At 63.4% G+C, this 23,625-nt stretch carries 30 protein-coding genes; 12 read left to right on the top strand and 18 right to left on the bottom strand.

Annotation, left to right across the window (positions count from 1 at the left end; all coding sequences use genetic code 11):
* Positions 1-124 precede the first annotated feature (124 nt).
* The 5 genes from JQ574_RS14580 to JQ574_RS14560 all read right to left on the bottom strand — a co-directional run bounded on the left by JQ574_RS14580 (position 125) and on the right by JQ574_RS14560 (position 4,381).
* Positions 125-757 (bottom strand): hypothetical protein, encoded by a 633-nt coding sequence (locus tag JQ574_RS14580; RefSeq protein WP_212207184.1) that lies wholly within the window; start codon positions 755-757, stop codon positions 125-127.
* Between the two features lie 69 nt (positions 758-826).
* Complete coding sequence (pgeF, locus tag JQ574_RS14575; RefSeq protein WP_212207185.1) at positions 827-1,591, bottom strand: peptidoglycan editing factor PgeF; 765 nt, start codon at positions 1,589-1,591, stop codon at positions 827-829.
* Positions 1,588-2,715 carry a class I SAM-dependent methyltransferase gene (locus JQ574_RS14570; protein WP_212207186.1) on the bottom strand — a complete coding sequence of 376 codons (1,128 nt, stop codon included), beginning with the start codon at positions 2,713-2,715 and terminating at the stop codon, positions 1,588-1,590. The genes pgeF and JQ574_RS14570 overlap by 4 nt, the downstream gene beginning before the upstream one ends.
* 13 nt (positions 2,716-2,728) lie before the next feature.
* Positions 2,729-3,568, bottom strand: coding sequence for a prolipoprotein diacylglyceryl transferase (gene lgt / locus JQ574_RS14565; RefSeq protein WP_212207187.1), 840 nt, complete (start codon positions 3,566-3,568; stop codon positions 2,729-2,731).
* Positions 3,569-3,646: 78 nt separating this feature from the next.
* Positions 3,647-4,381 carry a dienelactone hydrolase family protein gene (locus tag JQ574_RS14560; protein WP_212207188.1) on the bottom strand — a complete coding sequence of 245 codons (735 nt, stop codon included), beginning with the start codon at positions 4,379-4,381 and terminating at the stop codon, positions 3,647-3,649.
* Between the two features lie 184 nt (positions 4,382-4,565).
* Between JQ574_RS14560 and JQ574_RS14555 the strand changes: the two genes are divergently transcribed.
* From JQ574_RS14555 to ychF, 4 genes are all read left to right on the top strand, one after another.
* Positions 4,566-4,835, top strand: coding sequence for an accessory factor UbiK family protein (locus JQ574_RS14555; RefSeq protein ID WP_211998495.1), 270 nt, complete (start codon positions 4,566-4,568; stop codon positions 4,833-4,835).
* A gap of 199 nt (positions 4,836-5,034) precedes the next feature.
* On the top strand, positions 5,035-5,775 hold the full coding sequence (locus JQ574_RS14550) for a 50S ribosomal protein L25/general stress protein Ctc (protein ID WP_212207189.1): 741 nt from the start codon (positions 5,035-5,037) through the stop codon (positions 5,773-5,775).
* A gap of 21 nt (positions 5,776-5,796) precedes the next feature.
* Positions 5,797-6,402 carry an aminoacyl-tRNA hydrolase gene (gene pth / locus JQ574_RS14545; RefSeq protein WP_212207190.1) on the top strand — a complete coding sequence of 202 codons (606 nt, stop codon included), beginning with the start codon at positions 5,797-5,799 and terminating at the stop codon, positions 6,400-6,402.
* 39 nt (positions 6,403-6,441) lie between these two features.
* Positions 6,442-7,539, top strand: a complete 1,098-nt coding sequence (ychF, locus tag JQ574_RS14540) for a redox-regulated ATPase YchF (protein ID WP_212207191.1) — start codon at positions 6,442-6,444, stop codon at positions 7,537-7,539.
* Positions 7,540-7,545: 6 nt separating this feature from the next.
* Here the strand turns inward: ychF and JQ574_RS14535 are convergent, their stop codons facing one another.
* Positions 7,546-7,839: a DUF4282 domain-containing protein gene (locus JQ574_RS14535; protein ID WP_192737670.1), complete on the bottom strand. Its 294-nt coding sequence runs from the start codon at positions 7,837-7,839 to the stop codon at positions 7,546-7,548.
* A gap of 211 nt (positions 7,840-8,050) precedes the next feature.
* Between JQ574_RS14535 and JQ574_RS14530 the strand changes: the two genes are divergently transcribed.
* From JQ574_RS14530 to JQ574_RS14520, 3 genes are all read left to right on the top strand, one after another.
* Positions 8,051-8,512: a MaoC family dehydratase gene (locus JQ574_RS14530; RefSeq protein WP_212207192.1), complete on the top strand. Its 462-nt coding sequence runs from the start codon at positions 8,051-8,053 to the stop codon at positions 8,510-8,512.
* Positions 8,513-8,520: 8 nt separating this feature from the next.
* Complete coding sequence (locus JQ574_RS14525) at positions 8,521-9,003, top strand: MaoC family dehydratase (protein WP_212207193.1); 483 nt, start codon at positions 8,521-8,523, stop codon at positions 9,001-9,003.
* A gap of 136 nt (positions 9,004-9,139) precedes the next feature.
* Entirely contained in the window at positions 9,140-9,280 is a 141-nt protein-coding gene (locus tag JQ574_RS14520; protein ID WP_212207194.1) for a hypothetical protein, read from the top strand.
* 85 nt (positions 9,281-9,365) lie between these two features.
* On the opposite strand, the gene JQ574_RS35510 is transcribed toward JQ574_RS14520, so the two are convergent.
* From JQ574_RS35510 to JQ574_RS14490, 7 genes are all read right to left on the bottom strand, one after another.
* The gene (locus JQ574_RS35510) at positions 9,366-9,497 is read right to left on the bottom strand and encodes a hypothetical protein (RefSeq protein ID WP_283813723.1); all 132 of its coding nucleotides are present in this window, start codon (positions 9,495-9,497) and stop codon (positions 9,366-9,368) included.
* Between the two features lie 169 nt (positions 9,498-9,666).
* Positions 9,667-10,089, bottom strand: a complete 423-nt coding sequence (locus tag JQ574_RS14515; protein ID WP_212207195.1) for a hypothetical protein — start codon at positions 10,087-10,089, stop codon at positions 9,667-9,669.
* Between the two features lie 155 nt (positions 10,090-10,244).
* Positions 10,245-11,189 (bottom strand): hypothetical protein, encoded by a 945-nt coding sequence (locus JQ574_RS14510; protein WP_212383613.1) that lies wholly within the window; start codon positions 11,187-11,189, stop codon positions 10,245-10,247.
* Positions 11,190-11,450: 261 nt separating this feature from the next.
* Positions 11,451-11,885, bottom strand: coding sequence for a nuclear transport factor 2 family protein (locus tag JQ574_RS14505; RefSeq protein ID WP_212207196.1), 435 nt, complete (start codon positions 11,883-11,885; stop codon positions 11,451-11,453).
* A 183-nt stretch (positions 11,886-12,068) separates the two neighbouring features.
* Positions 12,069-12,335: a hypothetical protein gene (locus tag JQ574_RS14500; RefSeq protein ID WP_212207412.1), complete on the bottom strand. Its 267-nt coding sequence runs from the start codon at positions 12,333-12,335 to the stop codon at positions 12,069-12,071.
* A 105-nt stretch (positions 12,336-12,440) separates the two neighbouring features.
* On the bottom strand, positions 12,441-12,884 hold the full coding sequence (locus JQ574_RS14495) for a nuclear transport factor 2 family protein (RefSeq protein WP_212207197.1): 444 nt from the start codon (positions 12,882-12,884) through the stop codon (positions 12,441-12,443).
* 1,054 nt (positions 12,885-13,938) lie between these two features.
* The gene (locus JQ574_RS14490) at positions 13,939-14,748 is read right to left on the bottom strand and encodes a hypothetical protein (RefSeq protein WP_212207198.1); all 810 of its coding nucleotides are present in this window, start codon (positions 14,746-14,748) and stop codon (positions 13,939-13,941) included.
* Between the two features lie 134 nt (positions 14,749-14,882).
* Here JQ574_RS14490 and JQ574_RS14485 point away from each other — a divergent pair, with 134 nt between their 5' ends.
* Positions 14,883-15,074, top strand: coding sequence for a hypothetical protein (locus tag JQ574_RS14485; protein WP_212207199.1), 192 nt, complete (start codon positions 14,883-14,885; stop codon positions 15,072-15,074).
* A gap of 193 nt (positions 15,075-15,267) precedes the next feature.
* A complete protein-coding gene (locus tag JQ574_RS14480) occupies positions 15,268-15,654 on the top strand; it encodes a hypothetical protein (RefSeq protein WP_212207200.1) in 387 nt (128 codons plus the stop codon).
* A gap of 125 nt (positions 15,655-15,779) precedes the next feature.
* Here JQ574_RS14480 and uvrB read toward each other — a convergent pair whose 3' ends face one another.
* From uvrB to JQ574_RS14455, 5 genes are all read right to left on the bottom strand, one after another.
* Entirely contained in the window at positions 15,780-18,809 is a 3,030-nt protein-coding gene (gene uvrB, locus JQ574_RS14475; RefSeq protein WP_212207201.1) for an excinuclease ABC subunit UvrB, read from the bottom strand.
* Between the two features lie 98 nt (positions 18,810-18,907).
* A complete protein-coding gene (locus JQ574_RS14470; protein WP_212207202.1) occupies positions 18,908-19,129 on the bottom strand; it encodes a hypothetical protein in 222 nt (73 codons plus the stop codon).
* Between the two features lie 14 nt (positions 19,130-19,143).
* Complete coding sequence (locus tag JQ574_RS14465; protein ID WP_212207203.1) at positions 19,144-19,365, bottom strand: hypothetical protein; 222 nt, start codon at positions 19,363-19,365, stop codon at positions 19,144-19,146.
* A 106-nt stretch (positions 19,366-19,471) separates the two neighbouring features.
* Entirely contained in the window at positions 19,472-20,689 is a 1,218-nt protein-coding gene (locus tag JQ574_RS14460) for an NAD(P)-binding domain-containing protein (RefSeq protein WP_212207204.1), read from the bottom strand.
* The gene (locus JQ574_RS14455) at positions 20,679-21,584 is read right to left on the bottom strand and encodes a LysR substrate-binding domain-containing protein (protein WP_212207205.1); all 906 of its coding nucleotides are present in this window, start codon (positions 21,582-21,584) and stop codon (positions 20,679-20,681) included. The genes JQ574_RS14460 and JQ574_RS14455 overlap by 11 nt, the downstream gene beginning before the upstream one ends.
* 90 nt (positions 21,585-21,674) lie before the next feature.
* On the opposite strand from JQ574_RS14455, the gene JQ574_RS14450 reads away from it, so the two are divergent.
* The 3 genes from JQ574_RS14450 (at position 21,675) to JQ574_RS14440 (ending at position 23,554) form a co-directional block, all read left to right on the top strand.
* On the top strand, positions 21,675-22,436 hold the full coding sequence (locus JQ574_RS14450) for a sulfite exporter TauE/SafE family protein (protein ID WP_212207206.1): 762 nt from the start codon (positions 21,675-21,677) through the stop codon (positions 22,434-22,436).
* A gap of 32 nt (positions 22,437-22,468) precedes the next feature.
* A complete protein-coding gene (locus JQ574_RS14445; protein ID WP_212207207.1) occupies positions 22,469-22,705 on the top strand; it encodes a hypothetical protein in 237 nt (78 codons plus the stop codon).
* Positions 22,706-22,846: 141 nt separating this feature from the next.
* The gene (locus JQ574_RS14440; RefSeq protein WP_212207208.1) at positions 22,847-23,554 is read left to right on the top strand and encodes a glutathione binding-like protein; all 708 of its coding nucleotides are present in this window, start codon (positions 22,847-22,849) and stop codon (positions 23,552-23,554) included.
* Positions 23,555-23,625 lie beyond the last annotated feature (71 nt).

Below are 23,625 nucleotides of genomic sequence, written 5' to 3'. Positions count from 1 at the left end.
GGATACCTGTAGCCCGGCGGGTTTCGATGCGCGAGGAGATATCAGGCAGGTGGCGCGGCTGGCAACCCGTCGCGGCTGTTTTCCCGGTTAAAAATGAGCCGATACGGGACTTTACGGGGTAGGCTTAATGGCTGCTGAAGCCGAGCGCGGCGACACCGATTGCACCCTCGGCGGGTGGGATCTGCTCCATGCTCGCGACTGCGGAGCCGCGGAGGCCGGGCGAGGGGGCTGGCGCGGGCTGCGGTGCTTCCGGCGCGCCGTTGATCATGCCGCTGAGGCCGCTAAGGCCGGCCTGCGCGATTTTCCGCAGCACGAGATCGTCGGCGGCGGCCCAGGCGTCGCGTCCGGCCTTGCCCGCCGGTTCCTCGCCGGACAGCCGCAGCGCGCGCTGCTGGTTGTTGTCGTAGACGTCCCAGACCCAGGCGATCATGGTCTTGCCGCGCACCACCTGCGCCGAGAGATAGCTGCGCACGCGGTAGGAAGCGCCGCCCTCGCGCGAGACGATCTGCAGGTTCCGCAGTTTCGATTCGCTGTCGATGACCCCGACCATGCGGTCGAAGACGTGCGGCGGCGGGCCGTCGATCGATTCGAACGCCACGGTCGAGCCGCCGCCAGCGCTGCTGGTCGCCATCGCGAACGATCCGCTCGCCGCGCCGCCACCGGCGCAGCCGCCGAGCGCACACGAAACGGCGAGCAGCGCCGCGGCGATCATCGCGCGCGGGGCTCGCAGGCAGGAGGTTGGGATGAGGTCCCTCATTGCCCCCCGATATCGTTAAAAAGCATTAAGGTCTAGGGCAGGGGAGCCACAGCAATGGTTCAAACCCAATCACGGTTCCAAGGCGATGGCGTGAACATGCCTTCCGTAATCCGGCTCTTTGCGATGCACCGAGCGGCGGTAGCTGTAGAAGCGTTCGTCGGAATAGGTGTCGACGCCGATGTCATCGATCATCAGGACGCCGGCATTTTCCAGCCGCATCCGGATGTAGCCGACAAGGTCGAACATCGAATGCCCGGCGCGCTCCGAAGCAATGAAGTAGGCGGCATTGCCGGCGTCGGCATCCAGAAAACGCTCGACGAATTCGCCGCCGACTTCGTAGGAGTGCTGGCGGATCAGAGGGCCGATCGCCGCGACCGTGCCGCTGCGGTCGGCGCCGAGCCTTTCCATCGCATCCACGGTGGATTCGATGATTCCGGTCAGCGCCCCCTTCCAGCCGGCATGGGCCGCGCCGATCACGCGCGCCGTGGGATCGACGAACAGGATCGGCCCGCAATCGGCTGCGGTGACGCCGATCGCAAGGCCTTCGGTGCGGGTGACCAGGGCGTCGCCGCGCGGCTTGTCCCCGGTCCATGGCCCGGTCGCCACCACGGCGTCGGGCGAATGGATCTGATGCAGGCTGACAAGGCGATCCGGTGCGACGCCCATCTGCTCGGCCATCCGGCGGCGATTTTCCGCGACGTGGGCGGCATCATCGTTCGACCCGAGGCCGCCATTGAGGCCCTCGTAAATCCCGCCGGATACGCCGCCCTCGCGGCTGAAGAAAGCGTGGCGCAAGCCCGGAATGGCCGAAAGCAACGACGATCCGTAGGTCATGACGCCTCTTCGTCGGCAGCGGCCTGTTCGTCGGACAGGCCCGCCACCGAGGTGAGATGCGGCTCGGTGATCGCCAGCACCTTGAACATCGAACCCATGCCGCCGCGGCCGCTATCGGTCAGCCGCTTCAGCGCATTGGAAATATCGGCGGATACTTCCGGCGTGGTCTTGCCCATCAGCGTCAACGCGCGGGTCTCGATGCCGAGCCGCTTGAGGAACTCGCCCTGCGTCACCGGGCCGTGGGTGCGCGCGCCCATATCTTCGGCGGCGCGCACCAGCGCCTGGAAATCGACATGGGCGGTCACGTCGGCCTGTCCTGGATTCTTCAGGGGATCGGCGAAGCTGTGGCGGGCGATGGCCTGGAAGGTGTCGCCGGCGTCGCTGCGCAGATGGCCGTAATCGATGATCAGCGCCGCGCCGTCCTGTTCGCGCACGCGCCTGGCGATCTTCATGATCTCGGCGTCGGGCCGCCATTCGAACACGGCGCCGACCGGGGCGGCCCGCACCAGCGGCGGCAGCAGCACCTCGAAGCGGGGCGTCGGCTCGTCGGCGGCCGCGAATACCAGCTTGCCGCCGTCGTCGAGCTTGACCACGCGCTCGTGCCAGCCGGTCTCGCGCTTCACCACCTGGTGGATCGGCAGCACGTCGAAATATTCGTTGGCGAAAATGACCGCAGGGCCCTCGGGCACGTCGTCGATGCTGTCGTGCCAGCTGAGATTGCGCACGCCCGACAGCGTCGCGCGCTGCTTCTCGCGCAGCACCGGATTGATCTCGACGAGGTGCGTGCTCAGCGACTGATAGAGCGGCGGCAGCACCCGCAACGCGCGCAGCGCGTCCGCCATCATGGTGCCGCGGCCGGGCCCGAGTTCGACCAGCCGCAGCGCCGGCGGCGAGCCGATCGCCCTCCAGACCGAAGCGGCCCACAATCCGAGCAGTTCGCCGAACATCTGGCTTACCTCGGGCGCGGTGGTGAAGTCGCCCTCGCGGCCGAGCGGATCGCGCGACACGTAGTAGCCGTGCTCGGGATGCATCAGGCACAATTCCATGTACCGCCAGACCGGCATCGGGCCTGACGATTGGATCAGCTTCCTGATCTCGGACTGCAGCGGCGAAAGTTCGGTCACGGCCTGCCTTGCGTTAAATTGACTTCTGCGAATGCTCCGGCGCCTTGCGCCATGCCATCACCATCAGGATGGCTCCGGCGATGATCATCGGCACTGACAACAGCATACCCATAGTCAGCCCGCCCCACAAAAATCCAAGCTGAGGGTCCGGCTCACGGAAGAACTCGCTTACTATTCGGGCAATTGCGTAGATCGCGATGAAACTGCCGAGGATCAGGCCCGGCCGTTTCAGGGCACCCATCCGAATCATGACCGCCAAGATCGTAAACAGCAGGATGCCCTCGAGCGCCGCCTCATAGAGCTGGCTGGGGTGGCGCGGCAGCGGTCCGCCATTTGGGAACACCATCCTCCACGGCACGCTGGAATCGGCCGGCCGGCCCCACAACTCGCTGTTGATGAAGTTGGCGAGCCGCCCGAGGAACAATCCGATCGGCCCGACGCCGGTGGTGATGTCGCCAAGCGACAGGATCGAGATGCCGTGTTTGCGGCAGAACAGCATCACCGCGGCGACGCAGCCGAGGAAGCCGCCATGAAAGGACATGCCGCCGTTCCACAATTCGAGAATCTCGGCCGGGTGCTGCGCAAAATAGGCGGGATTGTAGAACAGCACGTAGCCGGTGCGGCCGCCGACGATGATGCCGATCGTGACCCAAAGGATGAAATCATCGAGCTGCACCAGCGTGATCGGCGCCGGCCCACCCCATAATCTCTCATTTTTGACCAGCGACCGCGCATAAATCCATCCCAGCACGATGCCGCCGATATAGGCCAGCGCATACCAGCGGATCGCGAACCATCCGATCGAGAAGGCGATCGGATTGAAGACGGGAAAGTCGATGGTGAGGAAAGGCATTGGGCTCACAGGGCTTTGGTGTAGACGGCATAGGCCACGCCGAAAATCGGCGGGGACCCTTACATCGGAACCTTGCGATCAGGTGGCGAGGTTGCGGCGATAGAGCGCCAGCAGCCGTTCCCAATGCCGCTCGGCGGCGTCGCGGTGATAGACCGGCCGCTTCGGGAAGGCGAAGCCGTGATGGGTGCCGGGATAGATCTCGACCTCGTTGTTCGATCCGTTCATGCCCTGCTTCAGCTGCTCGATGATTTCAGCCGGCGCGTAGATGTCGGTTTCAGCGCAGGCGAAATACAATTCGGCCTTGGTCTTGCCGGCGGCAATATGCGGGCTGTCCGGCTGGTCGGTCGCCAGATGCGTGCCGTAGATCGAGGCTGCGGCTTTCACCTGATCCGGAAAACGTGTCGCCGCGTTGACCGCGTAGCGGCCGCTCATGCAGTAGCCGACGGTACCGACGATAGCGGTGTTCGCGGCCTTTTGAGTCGCGGCATAGGCGAGCAGGGCCTTGGTGTCCTCCATCACCATCGGAATATTGATCGAGGCCATGAACTCGAACATCCGCTTGCGCTCGGGCGCCTCCGGGTCCGGCGGAATCGGCCCCAGTTCCATCACGCCGGAGCGGTAATACATATTGGGCAGCATCACGTAATAGCCTGAGGTTGCGAGCCGACGCGCCATGTCCCGCAGTTCCTCGCGGATCGCCGGCGCGTCCATGTAGAACAGGATGACGGGAAACGGTCCGCCGCGCTCGGGATGGGTGATGAAAGTGGTGGTCTTGCCGTCCTTGGTCTGGATGTCGATCTGCTGGTCGATCATGGGCGCGTCTGTTTCTGATTGGGGGCCGTGGGGATGGTCGCCCGCCACGATTGCAAGGAAAGGTGAGCATGACAAGGCGAACGGACTTCACCTTGGCGTTGAACGGCACTCTTGAACCGCGCCTCCGGGATCGCCATTGTCTTGGTATAAGCAGATGCAGTTGCAGCGACCGGAGCGTCTAGAGATGACCCAGACCAACAATCGGTTTTTCGACGAGATCGGCCGTTTGATGAACGACGCTGCCGGCGCCGCCCAGGGCGTCAAGCGCGAGGTCGATGCGGTCGTTCGCAACCAGGCCGAACGCATCCTGCGCGACCTCGACCTCGTCAAGCGCGAGGAGTTTGATGCGGTCAAGGACATGGCCCGGCTGGCGCGCGAGGAGAACGAGGCGCTGAAGGCCCGCATCGAAGCGCTGGAAGCCAGGCTCGGGGGTTCTCAGCCGGCGACCAGCTGAAGGTCGAACGGGTAGCCGATCGGCCCTTTCTCCCGGAAACGGCAGGGGCAGAAAAATCCCCTGATTTCCTTGTCATTTTGACGCTTTGGGGCTAAAAGCCCGCCACGTCCGCAGCCCCCGCACCCCTGGAGGCTTGCTGTCGGACGCTACCGGGCCGCGTTGCGGCCTTTAACTTTTTAGAAAACAAGGACTTAACACGATGGCGACCGTCAAGGAATTGAAGGCGACCGCGCGTCCGCAGAGCGGCAAGGGGGCCGCCCGGGCAGAGCGTCGCGCCGGGAGAGTTCCCGGAGTGATCTATGGCAACAACCAGCCCCCCGTGACCATCTCGGTCGACGATGCCGAACTGCGCCAGCGCATTCTGGCCGGCCGGTTCCTGACCACGATTTACGACATCGATCTCGAGGGCAAGAAGCACCGCGTGATTCCACGCGACTTCCATCTCGATCCGGTGCGCGACTTCCCGCTGCATGTCGACTTCATGCGGCTCGGTGAAGGCGCCACCATCCGCGTCAGCGTTCCCCTGCATGTGGTGAACGGCGAAACCTCGCCGGGCGTCAAGCGTGGCGGCACGGTCAACATCGTCACCCACACCATCGATCTCGAATGCTCGGTCGACAACATTCCGCAGTATGTCGAGGCCGATGCCGGCGCGCTGGAAATCAGCCATTCGCTGCATCTGTCCGACATCAAGCTGCCCGCCGGCGTCAAGTCGCTGTCGCGTGAAGACGCGACGCTGGTGACCATCGTGCCGCCGTCCGGCTACGCCGAAGAACTCAAGGCGGCTGCGGCGGCTGCTGCTGGCGGTGCTGCGGCTCCGGGTGCTGCTCCGGCGGCGGGTGCGGCTGCTGCGCCCGCAGCGGGTGCTGCTGCTCCGGCGGCGGGTGCGAAGGCGCCCGCGGCTGGCGCCAAGGCGCCTGGCGGCGACAAGAAGAAGTAAGCGAACGCGGGATGCCGCGTCATGCGCCTGTTTGTCGGCCTCGGTAATCCCGGCACGAAGTACGCGAACAACCGGCATAATATCGGTTTCGCGGTCGTCGATGAAATTGCGCGGCGTCATGGTTTCGCACCATGGCGCCGCCGTTTTCAGGGCGAGACGTCGGAAGGCACGCTTGAACGCGAGCGCGTGGTCCTGCTCAAGCCCACGACCTACATGAACGAGTCCGGGCGCGCGGTGCAGGAAGCCGCGAACTTTTTCAAGCTCGGGGTCGGTGAGATCATCGTGTTTCAGGACGAGCTCGAACTGCCGCCGGCGAAAGTGCGCGTCAAGGTCGGTGGCGGCATTGCCGGCCATAACGGGTTGCGCTCGATCTCCTCGCATATCGGCAACGACTATCGCCGGGTGCGGCTCGGGATCGGTCATCCCGGCGTCAAGGAGCTGGTACACAGCCACGTGCTGTCGGATTTCGCCAAGAGCGATCGGCCCTGGGTCGAGGCGCTGTGCGAGGCGGTCGCCGACAATGCCGGCTTGCTCGCGACCGAGCGTGCTTCGGCGTTTCAGAACAAGGTGCACCTGGCGCTGCAAGCCAAGGGATTTTTAGACAAGGGCGATGACGGCGCTGTGTAACGCGCCGCCGACCGCCAGCAACAGACTTCAGGACACGTCATGGGATTCAAATGCGGTATCGTAGGCCTGCCCAATGTCGGCAAGTCGACGCTGTTCAACGCGCTGACCGAGACTGCCGCGGCGCAGGCGGCGAATTATCCGTTCTGCACCATTGAGCCGAATGTTGGCGAGGTGGCGGTGCCTGATCCCAGGCTCGACAAGCTGTCGGAGATCGCCAAATCAGCGCAGATCATCCCGACGCGGCTGACCTTCGTCGATATCGCGGGCCTGGTGCGCGGTGCCTCCAAGGGCGAGGGCCTCGGCAACCAGTTTCTCGCCACCATCCGCGAGGTCGACGCGGTGGCGCATGTAGTGCGCTGCTTTGAGGATTCCGACATTACCCATGTCGAAGGCAAGATCGCGCCACTGGCGGATATCGAGACCATCGAGACCGAGCTGATGCTGGCCGATCTCGACAGCCTCGAAAAGCGCGTCGACAACCTCACCAAGAAGGCCAAGGGCAACGACAAGGACGCCAAGGAACAGCTCGACCTCGTCAACCGCGCGCTGGTGCTGCTGCGCGACGGCAAGCCGGCGCGGTTCCTCGAACGCAAGGCGGAAGAAGAGCGAGCCTTTGGCATGCTCGGCCTGCTGACGTCCAAGCCGGTGCTCTATGTCTGCAACGTCGAGGAAGGCTCGGCCAAGGACGGCAACAGCTTCTCCAAAGCGGTGTTCGACCACGCCAGGAAAGAGGGCGCGGTCGCGGTGGCGATTTCGGCCAAGATCGAATCCGAGATCGCGACGCTGTCACGCGAGGAGCGTGCCGAGTTCCTCGATACGCTCGGCCTCGAGGAGGCCGGTCTCGACCGGCTGATCCGCGCCGGCTACCAGCTGCTCGACCTGATCACCTATTTCACCGTCGGGCCGAAGGAGGCCCGCGCCTGGACCATCAACCGCGGCACCAAGGGGCCTGCGGCGGCCGGCGTGATCCATACCGATTTCGAAAAGGGCTTTATCCGCGCCGAGACGATCGCCTATGCCGACTATGTCGCGCTGGGTGGCGAAGCCGGCGCGCGCGATGCCGGCAAGCTGCGGCTGGAAGGCAAGGAATACGTCGTCGCTGACGGCGACGTCATGCATTTCAGGTTCAATACTTGAGAGATCCTAATGCGTCTGGCCCTGGTCGCGGATCGCGCCGAGGTGCTCGTTGATGCGGAATACGATCAGGATGAATTCTGCGGCGATGCGTGAGAACACCACGCCGACCACGACGCTGGCGATCGAGGACAGCAGCACGATGAATCCGCCGAACGGGCTGATCGCCATCGCGGCGAGGCCTGAGAAAATGCCGGATATGCCGAACAGCACGATCAGGCCGATCACCAGCCAGTAAAAGGTCTTGATGATCGTGGGCGTGATAAAACGGTCCCACTGAAACAGATCCTGAAAATCGAACATCGGTGGTTCTCCCGGCAAGTCGAAAGTGATTCGCGTCCAGCTTTGCTCCTGAGAGCACAGGGCCTAGCTCCGAATGCGGTCCCGAGCAAGCCGAAGGCGGGCACCGGTTGCGACGGTGTTCGCCCCGTCGGGCACGAGCCATGCGGGTGGGCGGGTTGAGATTGCTGCAAATAACGGCCACAATCGGGCTTCCGCACTGTAAAATCCCCTCATGACAACGCTCACCTTCGAAGATTTCAAACCCGGCCATTTCGGTACGTTCGGACCGCGCCACGTCACGCGCGAGGAGATCCTGGCTTACGCTGCGGAGTACGACCCGCAGCCGATGCATCTGGACGAAGCGGCCGCAGCCAAGTCGATGCTGAAGGGCCTCTCCGGGTCGGGCTGGCATCTTTGCTCGCTCATGATGCGGATGATGTTCGACGGCTTCATCGGCCGCACCGCGTCGATGGGCTCGCCTGGAGTCAACGAGATGCGCTGGCTCTCACCTCTGCGGCCGGGCGATGATCTGACGCTCGATATCGAGGTCGCGGAGGCGCGAGTCTCGCGCAGCCGTCGCGAGACCGGCATCGTGACGTTCAAGGGCGTGGTCAAGAACGCCGCCGGCGTGACGCTGTGCGAGATGGTGTCGCCGATCATCGTGCGTCGTCGCGCCGATGCCGCGGCGGAATAGGATCTTCGATGCGTTTCTTTGAGGACATTGAAATCGGTTCGCGGCGTGAGCTCGGATCGTTCACCTTCACCGCCGAGCTGATCAAGCAATTCGCCGCGCAGTTCGATCCGCAGGCGTTTCACCTCGACGAGGAGGCGGGACGCCAATCGCTGTTCGGCGGGTTGGCGGCGTCAGGATGGCATGTCGGCTCGGTCTGCATGAAGCTCTTGGTCGCCGACGGCCAGCGCCTGACGCGGGAGGCCCTTGCGCGCGGCGAGGAAGTTGCGGTCTGGGGACCGTCGCCCGGCTTTCGCGAACTGCGCTGGATCAGGCCGGTATTGGCCGGTGACACCGTCAGTTTTTCGAGTGTCGTCGAAACCAAGCGTACGTCGGAGAAGCGTCCCGAATGGGGCATCCTGCAGGCCCGCAATACCGGCGCCAACCAGCGCGGCGAACAGGTGTACTCGTTCTTGGCCACCGCGTTCGTGCCGCGGCGGAATGCGGGTTCTTGACCCGAGCCGGTATGCTTAGCGAACCGTGTCTTGGTCCGGGCGCAGTTTACCATTCTGCGAAGCAATTTATTTGCTAACACATTTTGAACTTTCTGCCTGCCATATGAGACCTAGGGGAAGTACCGAGGGCACGTCCATGGCAGATCGCAGTCACCTGAAACTTGTCGGCTTTATTTTCGCTACCGTCACGCTTTGCGTGATGCTGACGACTGCGATGGTGGTGAAGGGTTATGCCGATGGCGGCTACACGCTCGAGAGCACGTCGTCCGTCGAATAAGGTCAGGCTTTGCTAACCATGGCGCTGGATCATACCAGCACTTACCAGCCCTTGGAACTAGGCGACTGTGGTCGCCCGTCGCCGGTCAGCTGTTCCAGATCAGCGTCATCAGCACCACCGCAACCGTCAGCAGTCCGACGAACCGGACCATGAGCGTGCCCATGCCATGTGCCGAATGCGGCAGTGGATGGGTGTTGTTGGGCTGACCGTTTTGCATCTCGTATCCCTGGAAGTTTGCCTACCGTTGGGCATCCGTCCCTTGATCCCGACGCGCCGCTTATAAAGTTCAAAACAGTCACATATCAAACGAAACCGCCGCCTTCTGTTGAAGAAGACGGCGGGTGTAGGATTTTTGCAACGGTCTGGAATCAGTAAAAGATCCCGGATCAGCTGTTGCGCAGCCCGTCGGCGGCGCGCTTCCACTGCGTGACGTTGTCGGCAATCATGCGCGTCGACTTCATCGCCGCCTGGCTGAGCTGCGCATAGCCGGAGATTTCGCGCTGAACGCGCTGACCTTCGGCATGCAAGAGATCGCGCAGGCTCTCGAGTTCCGAAATCAGCTTCTCGATTTCAGCAAGCGAGGTTCCGGCGACGCGCTGGATCAGCGAGTTGACGTTGTTGACGGTGGCTTCCGCGCTGGCATCGAGCGGCACAGTTTCCGCGGCACCGGCAGGCGGACGGCGCAGATAGGCGATATCGTTGCGGACGAAGTCGCGGATCCCGGCCTCGACTTCCGACACCGCAGCGAGGTTGCTGTCGACGACATCCTCAGTTGATTCAATTTGTTCGGTTCGATTGGTAGCGTTCATCGGCCATTCCTCTGTTTCGCGAAAAGCGAGCGCGGACGTCCCCCGCACGACGAAGTGAAGCGTTCCTATCAGTAGGGTGGAATTTGACCGCATCTGGGCCAATATGCGGCAATGCTGCATCATTCTGAAAAGGATTGGCGAAGAACTGCAGGGGCTTACCAGCTGCGCTTGAAGCCTGCGCCAAAACTCTTGTTAACGACGCCCGACGGGGTCTCGCCGACGGAACCCGAGATGGTGACGCCGTCGAACAGTTTTTGTTCGGCGCCGACCTTGCGCAGCCATTTGTCGTCCGAGGTCGACAGCGTCTGGCCGGCCATGAAGCTGGTGCCGGTGTCGGCGATGCTCAGTCGCGCCGACTGGTCGGTCTCATAGCTGCGGGTTGGATGGCTGATGATGCCGGGCACCGGAACGATGCCCTGCTGGATCAGATTGTAGCCGTTGTGCAGCGTGAGCGAATATTGCTCGCCGATTGGCAGCGATTTGCTCAAGGAGGTGCCGAGCTTGCCCTGGTCCGCCCCGGGATCGACGCGGGCTTCGACTGAGGTCTTGTCCCAGATCGAGCCGACACCCGGCGCTGTGATCGCGGCCCATGCGGTGCCGGACGATTGCGGCAGGCTGCCGCCATTGGCGAGTTTTTCCGACAGCAATTCCTGGGCCGTCAGCGTGCTTTGCCGGGCAACCGTCATGTCGGCGCCGATCCGCGCATCCCAGAACGGGGTCAGCGATTGCCTCACCGACACGGCGGAGCTGCCGTTTGCCTTTTCGTTCGCCAACCAGGCCGTATCCGCGCCGGTCGCGGCTGCGGCTTTCGACGCGGCGCGGGTTTTTGCGGCAGGCCCGGTCAGGGGCGCGGCATCGAGATCGAGCTGGCTCCAGTCGAGCTTGGAGACGTCGATATCCTTCATGATATCGGGGTCATTGACATCCGGCGCCGCTGCGACGTCAGGCGCCGCCGCGACGTCGGCCGCTTCCTCCGCCGGCTCCTCGGTATCTTCATCAGCGGGCGGCGTTTGCGCCGCCACGGCCAGTACCGCAGCCAGACTGAAGCCGGCCACCAGCAACGGCAGCCTTATCCAGCCAAATCGTGTCGTGGAAGTCATAACCCGCCCGCATTCCAAATCAGGCTGAGAATGCGTCGGCGGTGGTGCGAAATTATGGCGAGGGCGCATTTGCGCGCCCTCGCATTCCGTCATGTCCGGGCCGTCAGCGCCGGCGCTGCTTCGCTGCTCGATCAAGCGCGAAGCGCGCGTCACGCTGGTGTCGCAACCACGTCTCCAGGGGCTGGTGAAGAGGACGTGGGTCCCCGCGACCTCTGGCGCGAAGACGCGCTTCGGGCCGGCCATGACGAAGGGGATTGTGGGTTAGACCGCCATTCGCGGCAGATGGATGGGATAACCCACCGCCTGTTCGACCAGGTCGAAGGTATCGACCAGCACGCGCAGGTTGGTCAGCTGGCCGGCCTTGAACTGCGCGAAATGCGCAATCCGCAGGCTGATCGGCTTGTTGGAATCCAGCGCGGTCAGCGAATAGCGCATCATCGAGGCGGCGGAATCGACCCCCAGCATGATCGACTCGCGGTCGAAGCGATGGACGCGGATGTTCTCGGCGATCTGCCTGACTACCTCGATCACGGCCGCCTTGCCCCGGCGCGAGCCGAAGAACGGAAACATGTCGATCGGGCCATAGATCGCCCAATCGACATCCTCGTCGAGCAGGGCTTCGAGATCGGCGGGCTGGCGTTCATTGATCGCACGATGCAACGCGCGCGAAAAACGCCAGAGACTATGCTCTGTCATTTGAATTGGTCCTTGAAACTGATTTCAAACGGCAACGGTCCAGGGGCGTCCGCGTCGACGCCGTGCCAGTCGCTAAATTCATTCGTACACTAACAATAGGCGTTTTTCGCCAAAATACAACCGACGTTTCTGCATTGCACAAATGCGGGATGCGCCGTGTTTTTACCGCCCTGGCGCCCGTTTTTACCGCTCCCGGCGGCGCGCCGGCTCGCGCTCGATGGCGATCTCGGCGTCCTTGAACGCGATCACGCCGAACAGTAAAGCGCCCGCGATGCCGCCGATCGCGGCGCCCAGCGGCATGAAGGTGAAGAACACCAGCATGCCGTTATAGCCTTCAAAACTCGTGACTTTAAAGATTTCGACCCAGGCCAGCCCGGCCCCGATTCCAAGCGCTGCACCTCCCAGCGCGCCCAACGCCAAACCAAGCAGAGCCAGCAATGCGATCTTCATATGTTCTTTTGCCCCGGAAAAAGCCTTGTGGTGTGTCGCCGCCGGGGCGGTGAGGTTCAATGTCGCGGCGGAAATAGGCCGAAGGGCCAGGGCCAAAGGCCGGCTCTACTCCGGCTTATCGTTCCTCAGGATCGCGCTGACGTCGCGCTCCAGCACCTGCTCGACCATGTCGAAGGTGTCGATGATCTCGCGGATCTGGGCGATGCGGCCGTCGCGGAAGGTATAAAACGCCGCGATGTCGAACTGCACCATCCGCTGATTGCTGCGCTTGCGGAAGAACACCCGGATGTTCGCCGCCACCCTGTCGCCCTCGGCGACCAGTATCGGCACCTCACAGCGCATCTCCGAATAGCGGGCGTGAACGGTGGTCCACATTTCGCGCATCGCTTCCGTGCCCCGGCGATGACCCATGTGGGGAAGCAGGTCGACCGGGGCGTTGGCGACGAATTCGACATCGTCGGTGCAGCGCGCCAGCGCGCCCTCGATGTCGCCGGCATAGTAGACGTCGAGGAAATTCAGTAGGCGCTGCCGATGCAGGTCCGCGGTCATCGTCTTTCTCCGCCGATATTCAACCTGGCTCGCAACGGTCGGTTCCTATCGCCATAACACGGCGGCCGATCCGCAAAAGCAGGCACAAAGTCTGACGTCGCCAGTCCGGAACCGGTTCACTACCTTGAGCTGGGGCTGGTCAGCCTACGCTTGTCCTGCCCGGTGCTGTGAAGCTGGATTCGAATTTCAAACAGCCTGGACGACGCAGCTATTGCGGAGCGACGTCGTGATTCGTCGTCCCGGGCTTGACCTGGGACCCATACCGCGTGATCTCTCGATGAAGCTCAGTAGCAGAGACCGTTCGCAAAACTTCTCCCTGTGGTTATGGGTCCCGGCTCAAGGCCGGGACGACGCGGATATAGCTTCGCATTCTCGCGGCGCGATGCGCCCGAGGTTTGCAGGAATTCTTCCGCCCCCCTCGAAATCAGAGGGCGCAGGGAATGCCGGATGCGCGCTGCACCCGCGGTCTCGTGTGCAATGTGCACAAGGAAGTGCGCACACGAGCATACAGGGCAGCGGAGAACATCCGACATTCCCTGCGCAATGGCTTTACGGCTTATGACGCGCTCTCCCCGGTGAGACGGCCTCTATTGCCACCGTCGCCCCTCGGAAGCGTTGGCTCCCGCAGGACTTAACGCCGTTACGGGCGCCAGGACCACACGCTTTCGCCGTACGCTTCAGCCACGACCGTCAATCGCAACCTCAGCGTCCACCGCGACCCGCCCCTCGTCATGACGACGGCCGACGCCCCTCTTGATAGGACGGGATGGCGATTAGATGCGCACTGATTTGGGTCGGACGGCAACAAGAATATTTTTGATTTACAGAAATTTTATGCTTGACATGATTTCCGTAAAACAGAAGTGATTTGCCCGTCGTGCCGTTTTGCCGCAGCTGTTCGCTACTGTAATCGTCGTCCCGGCCTTGAGCGGGGACCCATACGCCGCGGCCCATCGGTTAGAGCGCTGGCGTTAGAGACCTTCTGCAAACAATGTCTGCCGCGGCGTATGGGTCCCGGCTCAAGGCCGGGACGACGTAACTCGGACAGTGTGCCTCACTGCGGCGTCACCTTGCGCGTGACGAGATCGATGATGAACTTGCCGCGCTTCTCGTAGCCTTCAGGCACATAGGCCTCGCCGCGCGAGAGCCTGCCAAAGACTTCCTTCGGTTTGGAAAACCCCTTGCGGCAGGCCTTGCCGATCGTTGCCGCGTCGGGATGGCGAACCGTCACGGTCACGGTCTGCGGCCGCGGCCCGGCCTTGATGTCCGAGACCTCGAAATATTTCGAACGCTCCTTGCAGGTGACGACGTTGGCGCCATAGGCGCGAATGGAATCCACCGCGGTGACCAGAAAATCCGGCGAAATGCTGACGTTCCTGCTGTAGTCCTGGGTGAACACGAACTCGGCGACGCCGGTTTCCAGATTGCCCTGGCCGATATGGCCGGTGATGCACATCAGCCGATCCTGCTGCGCGCTCCTCGCCAGGGTGATGCAGTCATTGACCTGCGAACCCGGCTGAAACCTCCTGAAGATGGTCTTGCCGCCGATCTGCTCGAACACGACGGCGCCGCCATTATCGGTCGCGTGCGGCTCGCATCCGCTCTCGTAATTGACCACCAGCAGCGGGTTGCCCGCGGCGATGAACCGGCCGCGATGGCGATCGGCGGTCAGCTTGACGTCGCATTCGCGGTCTCCCGCATCCGGATAATTCTTCGCCCGCTTGCAGGTCGATCCCTCGATATCGGCGGCGTCGCAAAACGTCGACAGCAGCGCGCGGTCGGCATCGTCGGCGCGAGCCGGGCTGGCGAGCAGGCAGGCGCCGGCAATGGCCAGCGCGACGATGGCAGGAAACGATTTCGGCATCGGGCGGATCACGGTTTCAGTCGGCGGGAACAATTAGTTCATGTTGGCTTGGTCGGCGCAAGGCTGGGACGCGTTCACGCCGGGAACGAGTACGGCCTGTCCCGCGTTTCTCCTGCTATGCAATGGAGAATCTGATGACCAAACCGCTTGAGAAAACCATTACGCCCGTTCCCGAGGAGAACCAGAGCCCCAAGGGCCCCGGCAGCACGCCGAAGGTGCCCGTCGATACCACCAAGGGCCATCGCGACGACGAGAAGAACAACATCAATGAACAGGGCGACCACGGGAATATGACGCAGAACACGAGTAATCGACGGTCGGGGTGACTGTCATTCCGGGGCGCGAAGCGAACCTCAGATGCGCAATTGCGCATCGGGGAATCTCGAGATTCCGGGTTCGTCGCTTTCGCGACGCCCCGGAATGACGGCTGAATGCGTGACGCGCATCACGTCACGCCTCTGCGCGACAACCTAGTCTGGCGGCTTCAACGTCCCCAACAGGACCACAGGAGCCGCCGCCATGAACGCCATCACTGCGCCGAAATCCCCCAGCCTCAACCGGTTCGAAGGCATGACGCTGACCGCTTTGCTGCAGGCCATGCCGACCTATGCGGCTGCGGCGATGCTGCTGAAATTGGCCGGCAGTGCCCAGATCGTCAGTCCTCCCCGTGGCGCCGTGATCTTCGTCGTGATGGCCTCGTTCTTCCACGCGCTGATCGTGCCCTGGCTCGCCCCGAAATACCCAAAACTGTTCAAGGCCAGTTACGAGCCGCTGTTCTTCGATGCCAGCCTGTCTTTCTCGGAGAAGGTGCTGCGCTGGCGCACCCAGCCGATGGCCTCGCTGCAACTGCTCACGAGCACGGTGATGCTGTCGCTGCTGGCGGTGGCGATGTTGAGCGCAGGGTGAACTGTCTCACCGTCATTCCGGGGCGATGCGGAGCATCGAACCCGGAATCCATGACCACGATCGGGAGTATGGATTCCGGACAGCCGCTTCGCGGCTTCCGGAATGACGACTTTAATGGCTGATCGCTACCTCTTCTTCCACCCGCCCCGATGCCCCGGCGCGCCCCCACTGGAACGCGGCGCTGGCCCGAACTCCGGCCCCGACTGGCGCGAGTCGGTGGGCTGGAAGATTTTGGTGTTGCCGCCGATGTCGGGCTTGCGCGGTTTGGTGCCGCTGGGGCGGTAGGGCAGGGATTCCGGGCCGTGCATTTCGTCCAGGTGGGGTTTGTGGACTTTGGAGGTGGAGCCGCTGGCACCCCCCGCGGATTGCCCCTCACCCCGACCCTCTCCCCGTGAAGAACGGGGCGAGGGGGAAGAGGCACCGCTGCCGCCGCGCATTCCGAAGCCGCGCTTCTTCGAGGCGCTGGCCGGCAAATTCGCGGAGTCGCCGTACTTCTTCATGCCTGCGTAAGCACCGGCCTTTGCCGCTACACCACGCTGCTTGATGGTGGGATCGTCGACTACCGCGAGCTCCGTGGCGCGGAGGCGTTTGACTTCGTCGCGGAGGCGGGCGGCTTCCTCGAAGTTCAAATCGGCGGCGGCTTCGCGCATTCTTGTTTCGAGGTCGTTCAGCACGGTCTCGAAATTGTGGCCGATTGAGATGACGTCGTCGGCCATGCCGCCGTCGCCGATTTCCACCAGCACATGGTCGCGCTCGTAGACGCTGTTCATGATGTCGCCGATGGATTTCTTGATGCTTTCGGGCGTGATGCCGTTGGCGGTGTTATATTCGACCTGCTTCTCGCGGCGGCGGTCGGTTTCGGCGATGGCGCGCTCCATCGAGCCGGTCATCTGGTCGGCGTAGAGGATCACCTTGCCGTCGACGTTGCGCGCGGCGCGGCCGATGGTCTGGATCAGCGAGGTCTCGCTGCGCAAAAAGCCTTCCTTGTCGGCGTCGAGGATCGCGACCAGCGCGCATTCGGGAATGTCGAGGCCCTCGCGCAGCAGGTTGATGCCGACCAGCGCGTCGAATGCGCCGAGCCGCAAGTCGCGGATGATCTCGATGCGTTCGATGGTGTCGATATCAGAGTGCATGTAGCGCACGCGAATGCCCTGCTCGTGCAGATATTCGGTGAGGTCTTCCGCCATGCGCTTTGTCAGCACCGTGATCAGGCTGCGATAACCGGCCTGCGCGGTGGCGCGGACTTCGCCGACGAGATCGTCGACCTGCGTGCGCGCCGGGCGGATGTTGACCGGCGGATCGATCAGGCCGGTGGGTCGGATCACCTGTTCGACGAACACGCCGCCGCTTTCGTTCAGCTCCCAGCCTGATGGCGTCGCCGACACCGCGACCGATTGCGGGCGCATCATGTCCCACTCCTCGAAGCGCAGCGGGCGGTTGTCCATGCAGGAGGGCAGCCGGAAACCGTATTCGGCCAGCGTCGCCTTGCGCCGAAAATCGCCTTTGAACATGGCGCCGATCTGGGGAACAGTGACGTGGCTTTCGTCGGCGAAGACAAGCGCGTTGTCGGGAACGTATTCGAACAGCGTCGGCGGCGGCTCGCCGGGGCGGCGGCCGGTGAGGTAGCGCGAGTAGTTCTCGATGCCGGCGCAGCTTCCGGTGGCTTCCATCATTTCGAGATCGAACGTCGTCCGCTGCTCCAGCCGCTGCGCTTCCAGCAGCCGGCCCTGGTTGTTGAGCTGGTCGAGCCGCAGCTTCAGTTCAGACTTGATCGACTTGATCGCCTGCACCAGTGTCGGCCGCGGCGTCACATAGTGCGAATTGGCGTAGATCTTGATGAATTCGAGGTCGTCCTGCTTGTGGCCGGTGAGCGGATCGAACTCTTCGATATTTTCGACGGTGTCGCCGAACAGGTTCACGCGCCAGGCGCGGTCTTCATAGTGCGCCGGGAAAATGTCGATGACGTCGCCGCGCACGCGAAAGGTGCCGCGGGTAAAATCGGCCTGGGTGCGCTTGTATTGCAGCGCGACGAGGTCGGCGATCAGTTGCCGCTGGTCGATTCGCTCGTTCTTCTTCAGCGCAAACGTCATCGCGGTATAGGTCTCGACCGAGCCGATACCGTAGATGCACGACACGGACGCGACGATGATGACGTCGTCGCGCTCCAGCAGCGCGCGCGTCGCCGAGTGGCGCATGCGGTCGATCTGCTCGTTGATCGAGGAGTCCTTTTCTATGTAGGTGTCGGTGCGCGGCACATAGGCTTCGGGCTGGTAGTAGTCGTAATAGCTGACGAAATATTCCACGGCGTTGTCGGGGAAGAAGCTCTTGAACTCGCCATAGAGCTGCGCCGCCAGCGTCTTGTTCGGCGCCAGGATGATGGCGGGGCGCTGCGTCGCCTCGATCACCTTGGCCATGGTGTAGGTCTTGCCGGAACCGGTGACGCCGAGCAGCACCTGGGTGCGGTCGTTGCGCTGGATGCCCTCGACCAATTCCTTGATCGCGGTGGGCTGGTCGCCCTTGGGCTCGTATTCGGACTTGATCTCGAAGCGCACGCCACCTTCGGATTTCTCCGGGCGGGGCGGGCGGTGCGGCGTCCAGACCTTCACGCCGCCGCCTTCGCCCTTGAATTCGGGGCGGCCCTCGCGGATCAGATCTTCCAGCGCATCGGCGGTGGCCTGGACGCCGAGCGCCTCCATCTTGTTGCGCGGCGGCCGCGCCAGCGCGGCGGCGTCTTCCTCTTCGGTGGTGAAGCCGAATTGTTTTGCCAGTTCCGGATCGAGCGTCGGGATCGTGGCGGAGGTGCCGTAGTTGGCTTGCGGGGCTTCGTCGAGGCCTTCCGGATTGCTTCGGGCGCCCGGCGGCTGAGGATTCGGGCGCAGCGGTTGCGGATAGGGATCGGCGGAACTCGGCGGAAAATTCTTCGGCGTCGACGATCGCGCGCGATGCACGGCGGCTTCGCCGCCGGAACGGCGGTCCTTAGAATTATCCGGCGGCGGCTGCAGGCCGGTGCCCGAGCCCATGCCGGCATCGCCGCGGTTGATCGCGGGATTGAGCAGTTCCGCCAAAGCGGGCCCGATCGGCTGAACTTCCGGCCGGTGCGCTTTGGATTTCGGGGTTTTGCCTGATTTTTTTGGGGAGTCGGGTTTCTTCGCCATGGGGCGAATATGGGGCCAATCGGCGCGCGAAAAAAGGGCAAAGCCGGTGTTGTTTGGACGGCCGATTCAGGCCGTTCCAATGTCAGCAGATGTCAGCGTCAGGCGAAGACGTCACTGGAATCCGCACCCGTCGCGGCAGGCGAATCGGCCTTGACGATGTCGAGATGGATGCCGCCGCACTTCGTGCAGCGCATGGTCCAGTATTCGGCGCCGGCCTTGCCGGGGATGATGCGCAGCACGGCGAGGGAGGCGCTGCATTGCGGGCAGTTCGACATCACCTTGGACGATGGCTTCGCCGGTTCGGGTTCGGCTTGCGTCATCACAGCCGCCTGCTTCAGACCGACGCCGCCGCCGTGTAGCGCTGCCGGTTGTGGTCGATATGGGCTTTCGCATCCGCGATCGCCGCTTCCGGATCGGACCATGCAAAGCCGACTTCGAGCGTCGGAAACGACAAGCCATCGATGACGACCGGCGCGAGATCGGCTCGTTGTATCCTGGCGTGCCATTGCCCTCTCCCCGCTTCGAACGACTGAATTTCAAAGCCGCCGTAAATCATGGCGTGTCTCCCGGAATGTCCCACCAAGAGCAGATCATGCTTTCCGAAAAACCGGTGTGAACCGGTTCACATCTCGCCGTGATTTTCCGGATGGAACGGCGGAACTTCAGCGGCGGGCGGCAATGTGATCGGCGAGCACGGCGGCATCGTCGCCGACTCCCGACAGGAAGGCAGAATACAGTTTCGACAGATACGGCAGGCCGAGGAAATAGAGCCCCGGCACCTCTGACACGCCACCCCGATGGACCGGTTCCCCGCTGTGATCCCGGACCGGTAGGTCGATCCAGCTGAAATCGACGCCGTAACCGGTGGCCCAGACCACCGCATGGATGTCTTCCTTACCGAGGTCGAGGCGGCGGACCGGTTCGGTGACGCTTGGCGGATCGGCCAGCACATTACGGGCGGCGGGGTCAGCGGGCAGATGGAGGCCGTGCTGTTCGACATGCGCGTCCAGCATGTCGAGGAAGCCTGCGTAATAGGCATCGCCGGTCGCAAGGCTTTCGGCGAGGCCCGGGGCAATCTCGAGTACGCCGTCGCGCGCCGCCAAAACCCTGCCCAGCAGCGTGATGCCGTCGGCGGCAAACTTGCGGAAGTCGATGGTGTAGCCGCCATAGGCGCCCGTGATCGACGGATTGACCCGGATCGGGCCGCGCTGCTCCGCCGTCATGTCGAACAGGCGAAGGGCGCCGAACCACCAGGTCAAATCCTGTCCGCGGTAACGGCGCGGCATGCGGGTGTGCTGGCCGACCGCAAGAAAGACGCGGCGGCCGGCGCGATGCAGTTCGTCGGCGATCTGCGCGCCCGACGCGCCTGCGCCAACCACCAGCACGGCGCCCGGTGGCAACTGGCCCGGATTCCGGTAAGCGCTGGCATGGACCTGAAACACCGGATGATCGCGCAACAGATCCGGCACCAGCGGCTGCTGATAGGGCCCGGTCGCGATCACGACGTTGCTGGCCTCGATGGTGCCATCCGTGCATTCGGCGATAAAGCCGGCGTTGCCGCGTTTCAAACGGGTCACCTCGACGCCGCAGCGGATCGGCGGCGCGATGAATTCGGCAAAGGCGTCGATGAATGTGACGATCTCGCCTGATGTGGCGAACGCATCGGGATCGCTGTGCGGAAACGCAAAATCCGGCAGCCGCACCGACCAGTTCGGAAACTGGAATTTCAGCCCGTCCCAGCGTTCGCTGCGCCAGCGCTCCGCAATGCGCGCCCGCTCCAGCACGAGGTGCATAATGCCGCGCTGTTTCAGCCGGTAGCTCATCACGAGCCCGGCCTGGCCGCCGCCGATCACAAGCGTATCGATGCGTTCAATTGGCATGGCGTGGGCCCTTGCGGCGGGCGGCTGGCTCGGCCGCTGCGCGGATGATCCAGCGCCGGAACGCGACAAAGTCGCGCTGGCCGGTGCTGTATTCGCGATAGACCAGATACCAACGCATGCCCTTGGGCACGCTCAGCGCAAACGGCGCCACCAGCCGGCCGGCGGCGAGGTCGTCGTCGATATAGGGGCGGATGCCCATCGCGATGCCGAGGCCGTCGACCGCGGCCTGCAGCGCCTGGCCATAGAATTGAAATTGCGGGCCGCGCGCGCTGACGCGGGCGACGCCGGCCGCCTTCAGCCATGACGGCCAATCATCGGCCGAATGCGCAACGCGCAGCAGCGTCGGCCCCTTCAGATCGCCGGGCCGCTTGAGCGAGCTGGCAAGGCGGGGCGCGCAGACCGGCAGCAGGTCGGCCGCGAACAGCGGCTCGGCGATCAGCCCCGGCCATTCGCCGTCGCCGAGCTGGATGCCGCAGCTCCAGTCCTCGCCGAACGGGGCGGCCGCGCCGCCGGTGGTGATGCGCACATCGATGTTGGGTTCCTGCTTGTGAAAATCCGCCAGCCGCGGGATCAGCCAGCGCATTGCAAAGGTCGGCCCGACGCCGATCGTCAGCACGCGGACGGTGGAAGGCGCCGTGACCTGCGCGGTCAGGCTCGCCAGCGCGTCGAAGATCGGCGTCAGCCCGCTCTGATAGGCGCGCCCGGCCGCCGTCGTCACCAGGCGGTTGGCCTTGCGCTCGAACAGCGCCACCCCGAGCCGGTCTTCCAGAAGATGCACCATTCGGCTGACCGCCGCCGCCGATACGTTGAGCTCGCTACCTGCCGCCGCAAAGCTGCCGCTCCGCGCCGCAGCCTCGAACGCCTTGATGCCGTTGAGGAAGAGCAGCCGCCGCATTCGAACCCTCAGGAAAACTGATGCCAGGGCAAGATAACTCAGTTTGCACGCGCCGTCCAAGCGCGGCAGAAGTACGTTCGGAGATTCAAGATGACGCCGCTTTTGATCGCAGCTCTGGGTTTGCTGATGGTCGCGACAGCTTTCCTGTCGGGCCTGTTCGGCATGGCCGGTGGCATGATCCTGATCGGCGTGCTGCTGGCCCTGATGCCGCTGCCGACGGCGATGGTGCTGCATGCGATCACGCAGATGGCGTCCAATGGCTGGCGCGCCTTCCTGTGGCGCGCGCATATCCGTTGGCGGCCGGTCGCGGTCTATCTGATCGGCTGCGCGCTGGCGCTCGGGCTCTGGTCGCTGACCCGCTACGTGCCGGACAAGCCGATCGCGCTGCTCTTGCTCGGGGTCACGCCGTTCATGGCGCGGCTGATGCCGGCGAATTTGAAGCCGAACCCCGACAGCATCTGGCAGGGCAGTTTCTACGGCTTCATCTGCATGGGCCTGATGCTGATGACCGGCGTATCGGGTCCGCTGATGGATACGTTCTTCCTCGGCGGCAAGTTCGACCGCCGCGAGATCGTGGCCACCAAGGCGACCTGCCAGGTCGCGAGCCATCTCGTCAAGCTGGTCTATTTCGGCGGCATCATCGATCAGGCCGCGTCGCTCGATCCGGTGCTGGCGGCGGTTGCCATTGCAGCCTCGATGCTCGGCACCACGCTGGCGCGGCGCATCCTGGAAGCGATGAGCGACGCGCAGTTCCGCACCTGGGCCGGACGATTGATCACCACGGTGGCCAGCTATTACATCCTCTATGGCGGCTGGCTCCTGGTCACGCGCTCCAGCGCGATGGCATTTTGATAGCGACGGCATTTCGAACGACGGAGGGCCCGATGACGGAGACGACCGACGCACTGGTGCTCGATCTCGTCGAATGGGTAGGGCGCGAGCCGCGGCTTTATGCCGACGTGATCGAGACCTGGCGCACCTCATGCCCGCGGCTGACGATCTGGGAAGATGCGGTCGATCGCGGCTATGTCGCACGCCAGCACGTGGCCGGCCTCGGCGTGCGCGTCGCGATTACCGAAGGCGGCAAGAATTTCCTGCGGGAGCACGGCCGGGCGAATTGATCGTTTCGCGCGCGTGCGGGAAGTCATCACATTCGCTCGCGCGGGACCAATTCCATTGACTTCACGGCGTGACCCGACCACATTCATGCATCCGCATCCTTTTTGCGATGCGTGCAATCTCCTTAACGCGGGACCGTGCCAATGATCGACCTTCATTACTGGACCACGCCGAACGGCCACAAGATCACGATGTTCCTCGAAGAGACCGGGCTGAAGTACAAGATCTTCCCGGTGCAGATCGGCAAGGGCGAACAGTTCAAGCCGGAGTTTCTGGCGATCGCGCCGAACAACCGGATTCCGGCGATGATCGATCATGAGCCGAAGGGCGGCGGCAAACCGATCTCGGTGTTCGAGTCCGGCGCGATGCTGCTCTATCTCGCCGAGAAGACCGGAAAGTTCCTGCCATCAGGTCTCTATGGCCGCTATGATGCGATCCAGTGGACGTTCTGGCAGATGGGCGGGCTCGGGCCGATGGCCGGCCAGAACCATCATTTCCGCAACTACGCCCAGGAAAAAATCAAATACGCGATCGACCGCTATGTGAACGAGACCAACCGGCTCTATGGCGTGCTCAACAAGCGCCTCGCCGACCGCGAATTCATCGCCGGTGATTACTCGATCGCCGACATGGCGAGCTATCCCTGGATCGTGCCCTACAAGAACCAGGAACAAAACATCGACGACTTCCCGCATCTGAAGCGCTGGCTAGAAACCATCCGCGCGCGGCCCGCGACCGAGCGCGCCTACGCGCTGGCCAAAGAGGTCAATCCGAATTTCGGCCAGCCGGTCAACCGCACCGAGGAAGAGCGCCGGGTGTTGTTCGGGCAGACCGCTGCAGTGGTGCGGTAGGCTTGCGCGCCACTCCATCCACGTCATTGCGAGCGCAGCGAAGCAATCCATATCTCCACTCGGGGATAGAT

Origin of the sequence: Bradyrhizobium sp. AUGA SZCCT0158 (genome assembly GCF_018130065.1) — a bacterium.
Lineage (GTDB): Bacteria > Pseudomonadota > Alphaproteobacteria > Rhizobiales > Xanthobacteraceae > Bradyrhizobium.
The sequence above is the reverse complement of the archived record's forward strand: the minus strand, read 5'-3'. Positions and strand labels throughout refer to the sequence as shown.

Bases quoted from the DNA above. Each gene is read 5' to 3' on its own strand.
- uvrB (WP_212207201.1), bottom strand. From the start codon at position 18,809: ATGGCGAAGAAACCCGACTCCCCAAAAAAATCAGGCAAAACCCCGAAA.
- JQ574_RS14560 (WP_212207188.1), bottom strand. From the start codon at position 4,381: ATGATCGACCAGCAGATCGACATCCAGACCAAGGACGGCAAGACCACC.
- JQ574_RS14480 (WP_212207200.1), top strand. From the start codon at position 15,268: ATGAACGCCATCACTGCGCCGAAATCCCCCAGCCTCAACCGGTTCGAA.
- JQ574_RS14500 (WP_212207412.1), bottom strand. From the start codon at position 12,335: ATGAAGATCGCATTGCTGGCTCTGCTTGGTTTGGCGTTGGGCGCGCTG.
- JQ574_RS14505 (WP_212207196.1), bottom strand. From the start codon at position 11,885: ATGACAGAGCATAGTCTCTGGCGTTTTTCGCGCGCGTTGCATCGTGCG.
- JQ574_RS35510 (WP_283813723.1), bottom strand. From the start codon at position 9,497: ATGCAAAACGGTCAGCCCAACAACACCCATCCACTGCCGCATTCGGCA.
- JQ574_RS14520 (WP_212207194.1), top strand. From the start codon at position 9,140: ATGGCAGATCGCAGTCACCTGAAACTTGTCGGCTTTATTTTCGCTACC.
- JQ574_RS14510 (WP_212383613.1), bottom strand. From the start codon at position 11,189: ATGACTTCCACGACACGATTTGGCTGGATAAGGCTGCCGTTGCTGGTG.
- JQ574_RS14445 (WP_212207207.1), top strand. From the start codon at position 22,469: ATGACGGAGACGACCGACGCACTGGTGCTCGATCTCGTCGAATGGGTA.
- JQ574_RS14460 (WP_212207204.1), bottom strand. From the start codon at position 20,689: ATGCCAATTGAACGCATCGATACGCTTGTGATCGGCGGCGGCCAGGCC.
- lgt (WP_212207187.1), bottom strand. From the start codon at position 3,568: ATGCCTTTCCTCACCATCGACTTTCCCGTCTTCAATCCGATCGCCTTC.
- JQ574_RS14495 (WP_212207197.1), bottom strand. From the start codon at position 12,884: ATGACCGCGGACCTGCATCGGCAGCGCCTACTGAATTTCCTCGACGTC.
- JQ574_RS14580 (WP_212207184.1), bottom strand. From the start codon at position 757: ATGAGGGACCTCATCCCAACCTCCTGCCTGCGAGCCCCGCGCGCGATG.
- JQ574_RS14525 (WP_212207193.1), top strand. From the start codon at position 8,521: ATGCGTTTCTTTGAGGACATTGAAATCGGTTCGCGGCGTGAGCTCGGA.
- JQ574_RS14470 (WP_212207202.1), bottom strand. From the start codon at position 19,129: ATGACGCAAGCCGAACCCGAACCGGCGAAGCCATCGTCCAAGGTGATG.
- JQ574_RS14550 (WP_212207189.1), top strand. From the start codon at position 5,035: ATGGCGACCGTCAAGGAATTGAAGGCGACCGCGCGTCCGCAGAGCGGC.
- JQ574_RS14455 (WP_212207205.1), bottom strand. From the start codon at position 21,584: ATGCGGCGGCTGCTCTTCCTCAACGGCATCAAGGCGTTCGAGGCTGCG.
- pgeF (WP_212207185.1), bottom strand. From the start codon at position 1,591: ATGACCTACGGATCGTCGTTGCTTTCGGCCATTCCGGGCTTGCGCCAC.
- JQ574_RS14450 (WP_212207206.1), top strand. From the start codon at position 21,675: ATGACGCCGCTTTTGATCGCAGCTCTGGGTTTGCTGATGGTCGCGACA.
- JQ574_RS14555 (WP_211998495.1), top strand. From the start codon at position 4,566: ATGACCCAGACCAACAATCGGTTTTTCGACGAGATCGGCCGTTTGATG.
- JQ574_RS14440 (WP_212207208.1), top strand. From the start codon at position 22,847: ATGATCGACCTTCATTACTGGACCACGCCGAACGGCCACAAGATCACG.
- ychF (WP_212207191.1), top strand. From the start codon at position 6,442: ATGGGATTCAAATGCGGTATCGTAGGCCTGCCCAATGTCGGCAAGTCG.
- JQ574_RS14515 (WP_212207195.1), bottom strand. From the start codon at position 10,089: ATGAACGCTACCAATCGAACCGAACAAATTGAATCAACTGAGGATGTC.
- JQ574_RS14485 (WP_212207199.1), top strand. From the start codon at position 14,883: ATGACCAAACCGCTTGAGAAAACCATTACGCCCGTTCCCGAGGAGAAC.
- JQ574_RS14490 (WP_212207198.1), bottom strand. From the start codon at position 14,748: ATGCCGAAATCGTTTCCTGCCATCGTCGCGCTGGCCATTGCCGGCGCC.
- pth (WP_212207190.1), top strand. From the start codon at position 5,797: ATGCGCCTGTTTGTCGGCCTCGGTAATCCCGGCACGAAGTACGCGAAC.
- JQ574_RS14535 (WP_192737670.1), bottom strand. From the start codon at position 7,839: ATGTTCGATTTTCAGGATCTGTTTCAGTGGGACCGTTTTATCACGCCC.
- JQ574_RS14465 (WP_212207203.1), bottom strand. From the start codon at position 19,365: ATGATTTACGGCGGCTTTGAAATTCAGTCGTTCGAAGCGGGGAGAGGG.
- JQ574_RS14530 (WP_212207192.1), top strand. From the start codon at position 8,051: ATGACAACGCTCACCTTCGAAGATTTCAAACCCGGCCATTTCGGTACG.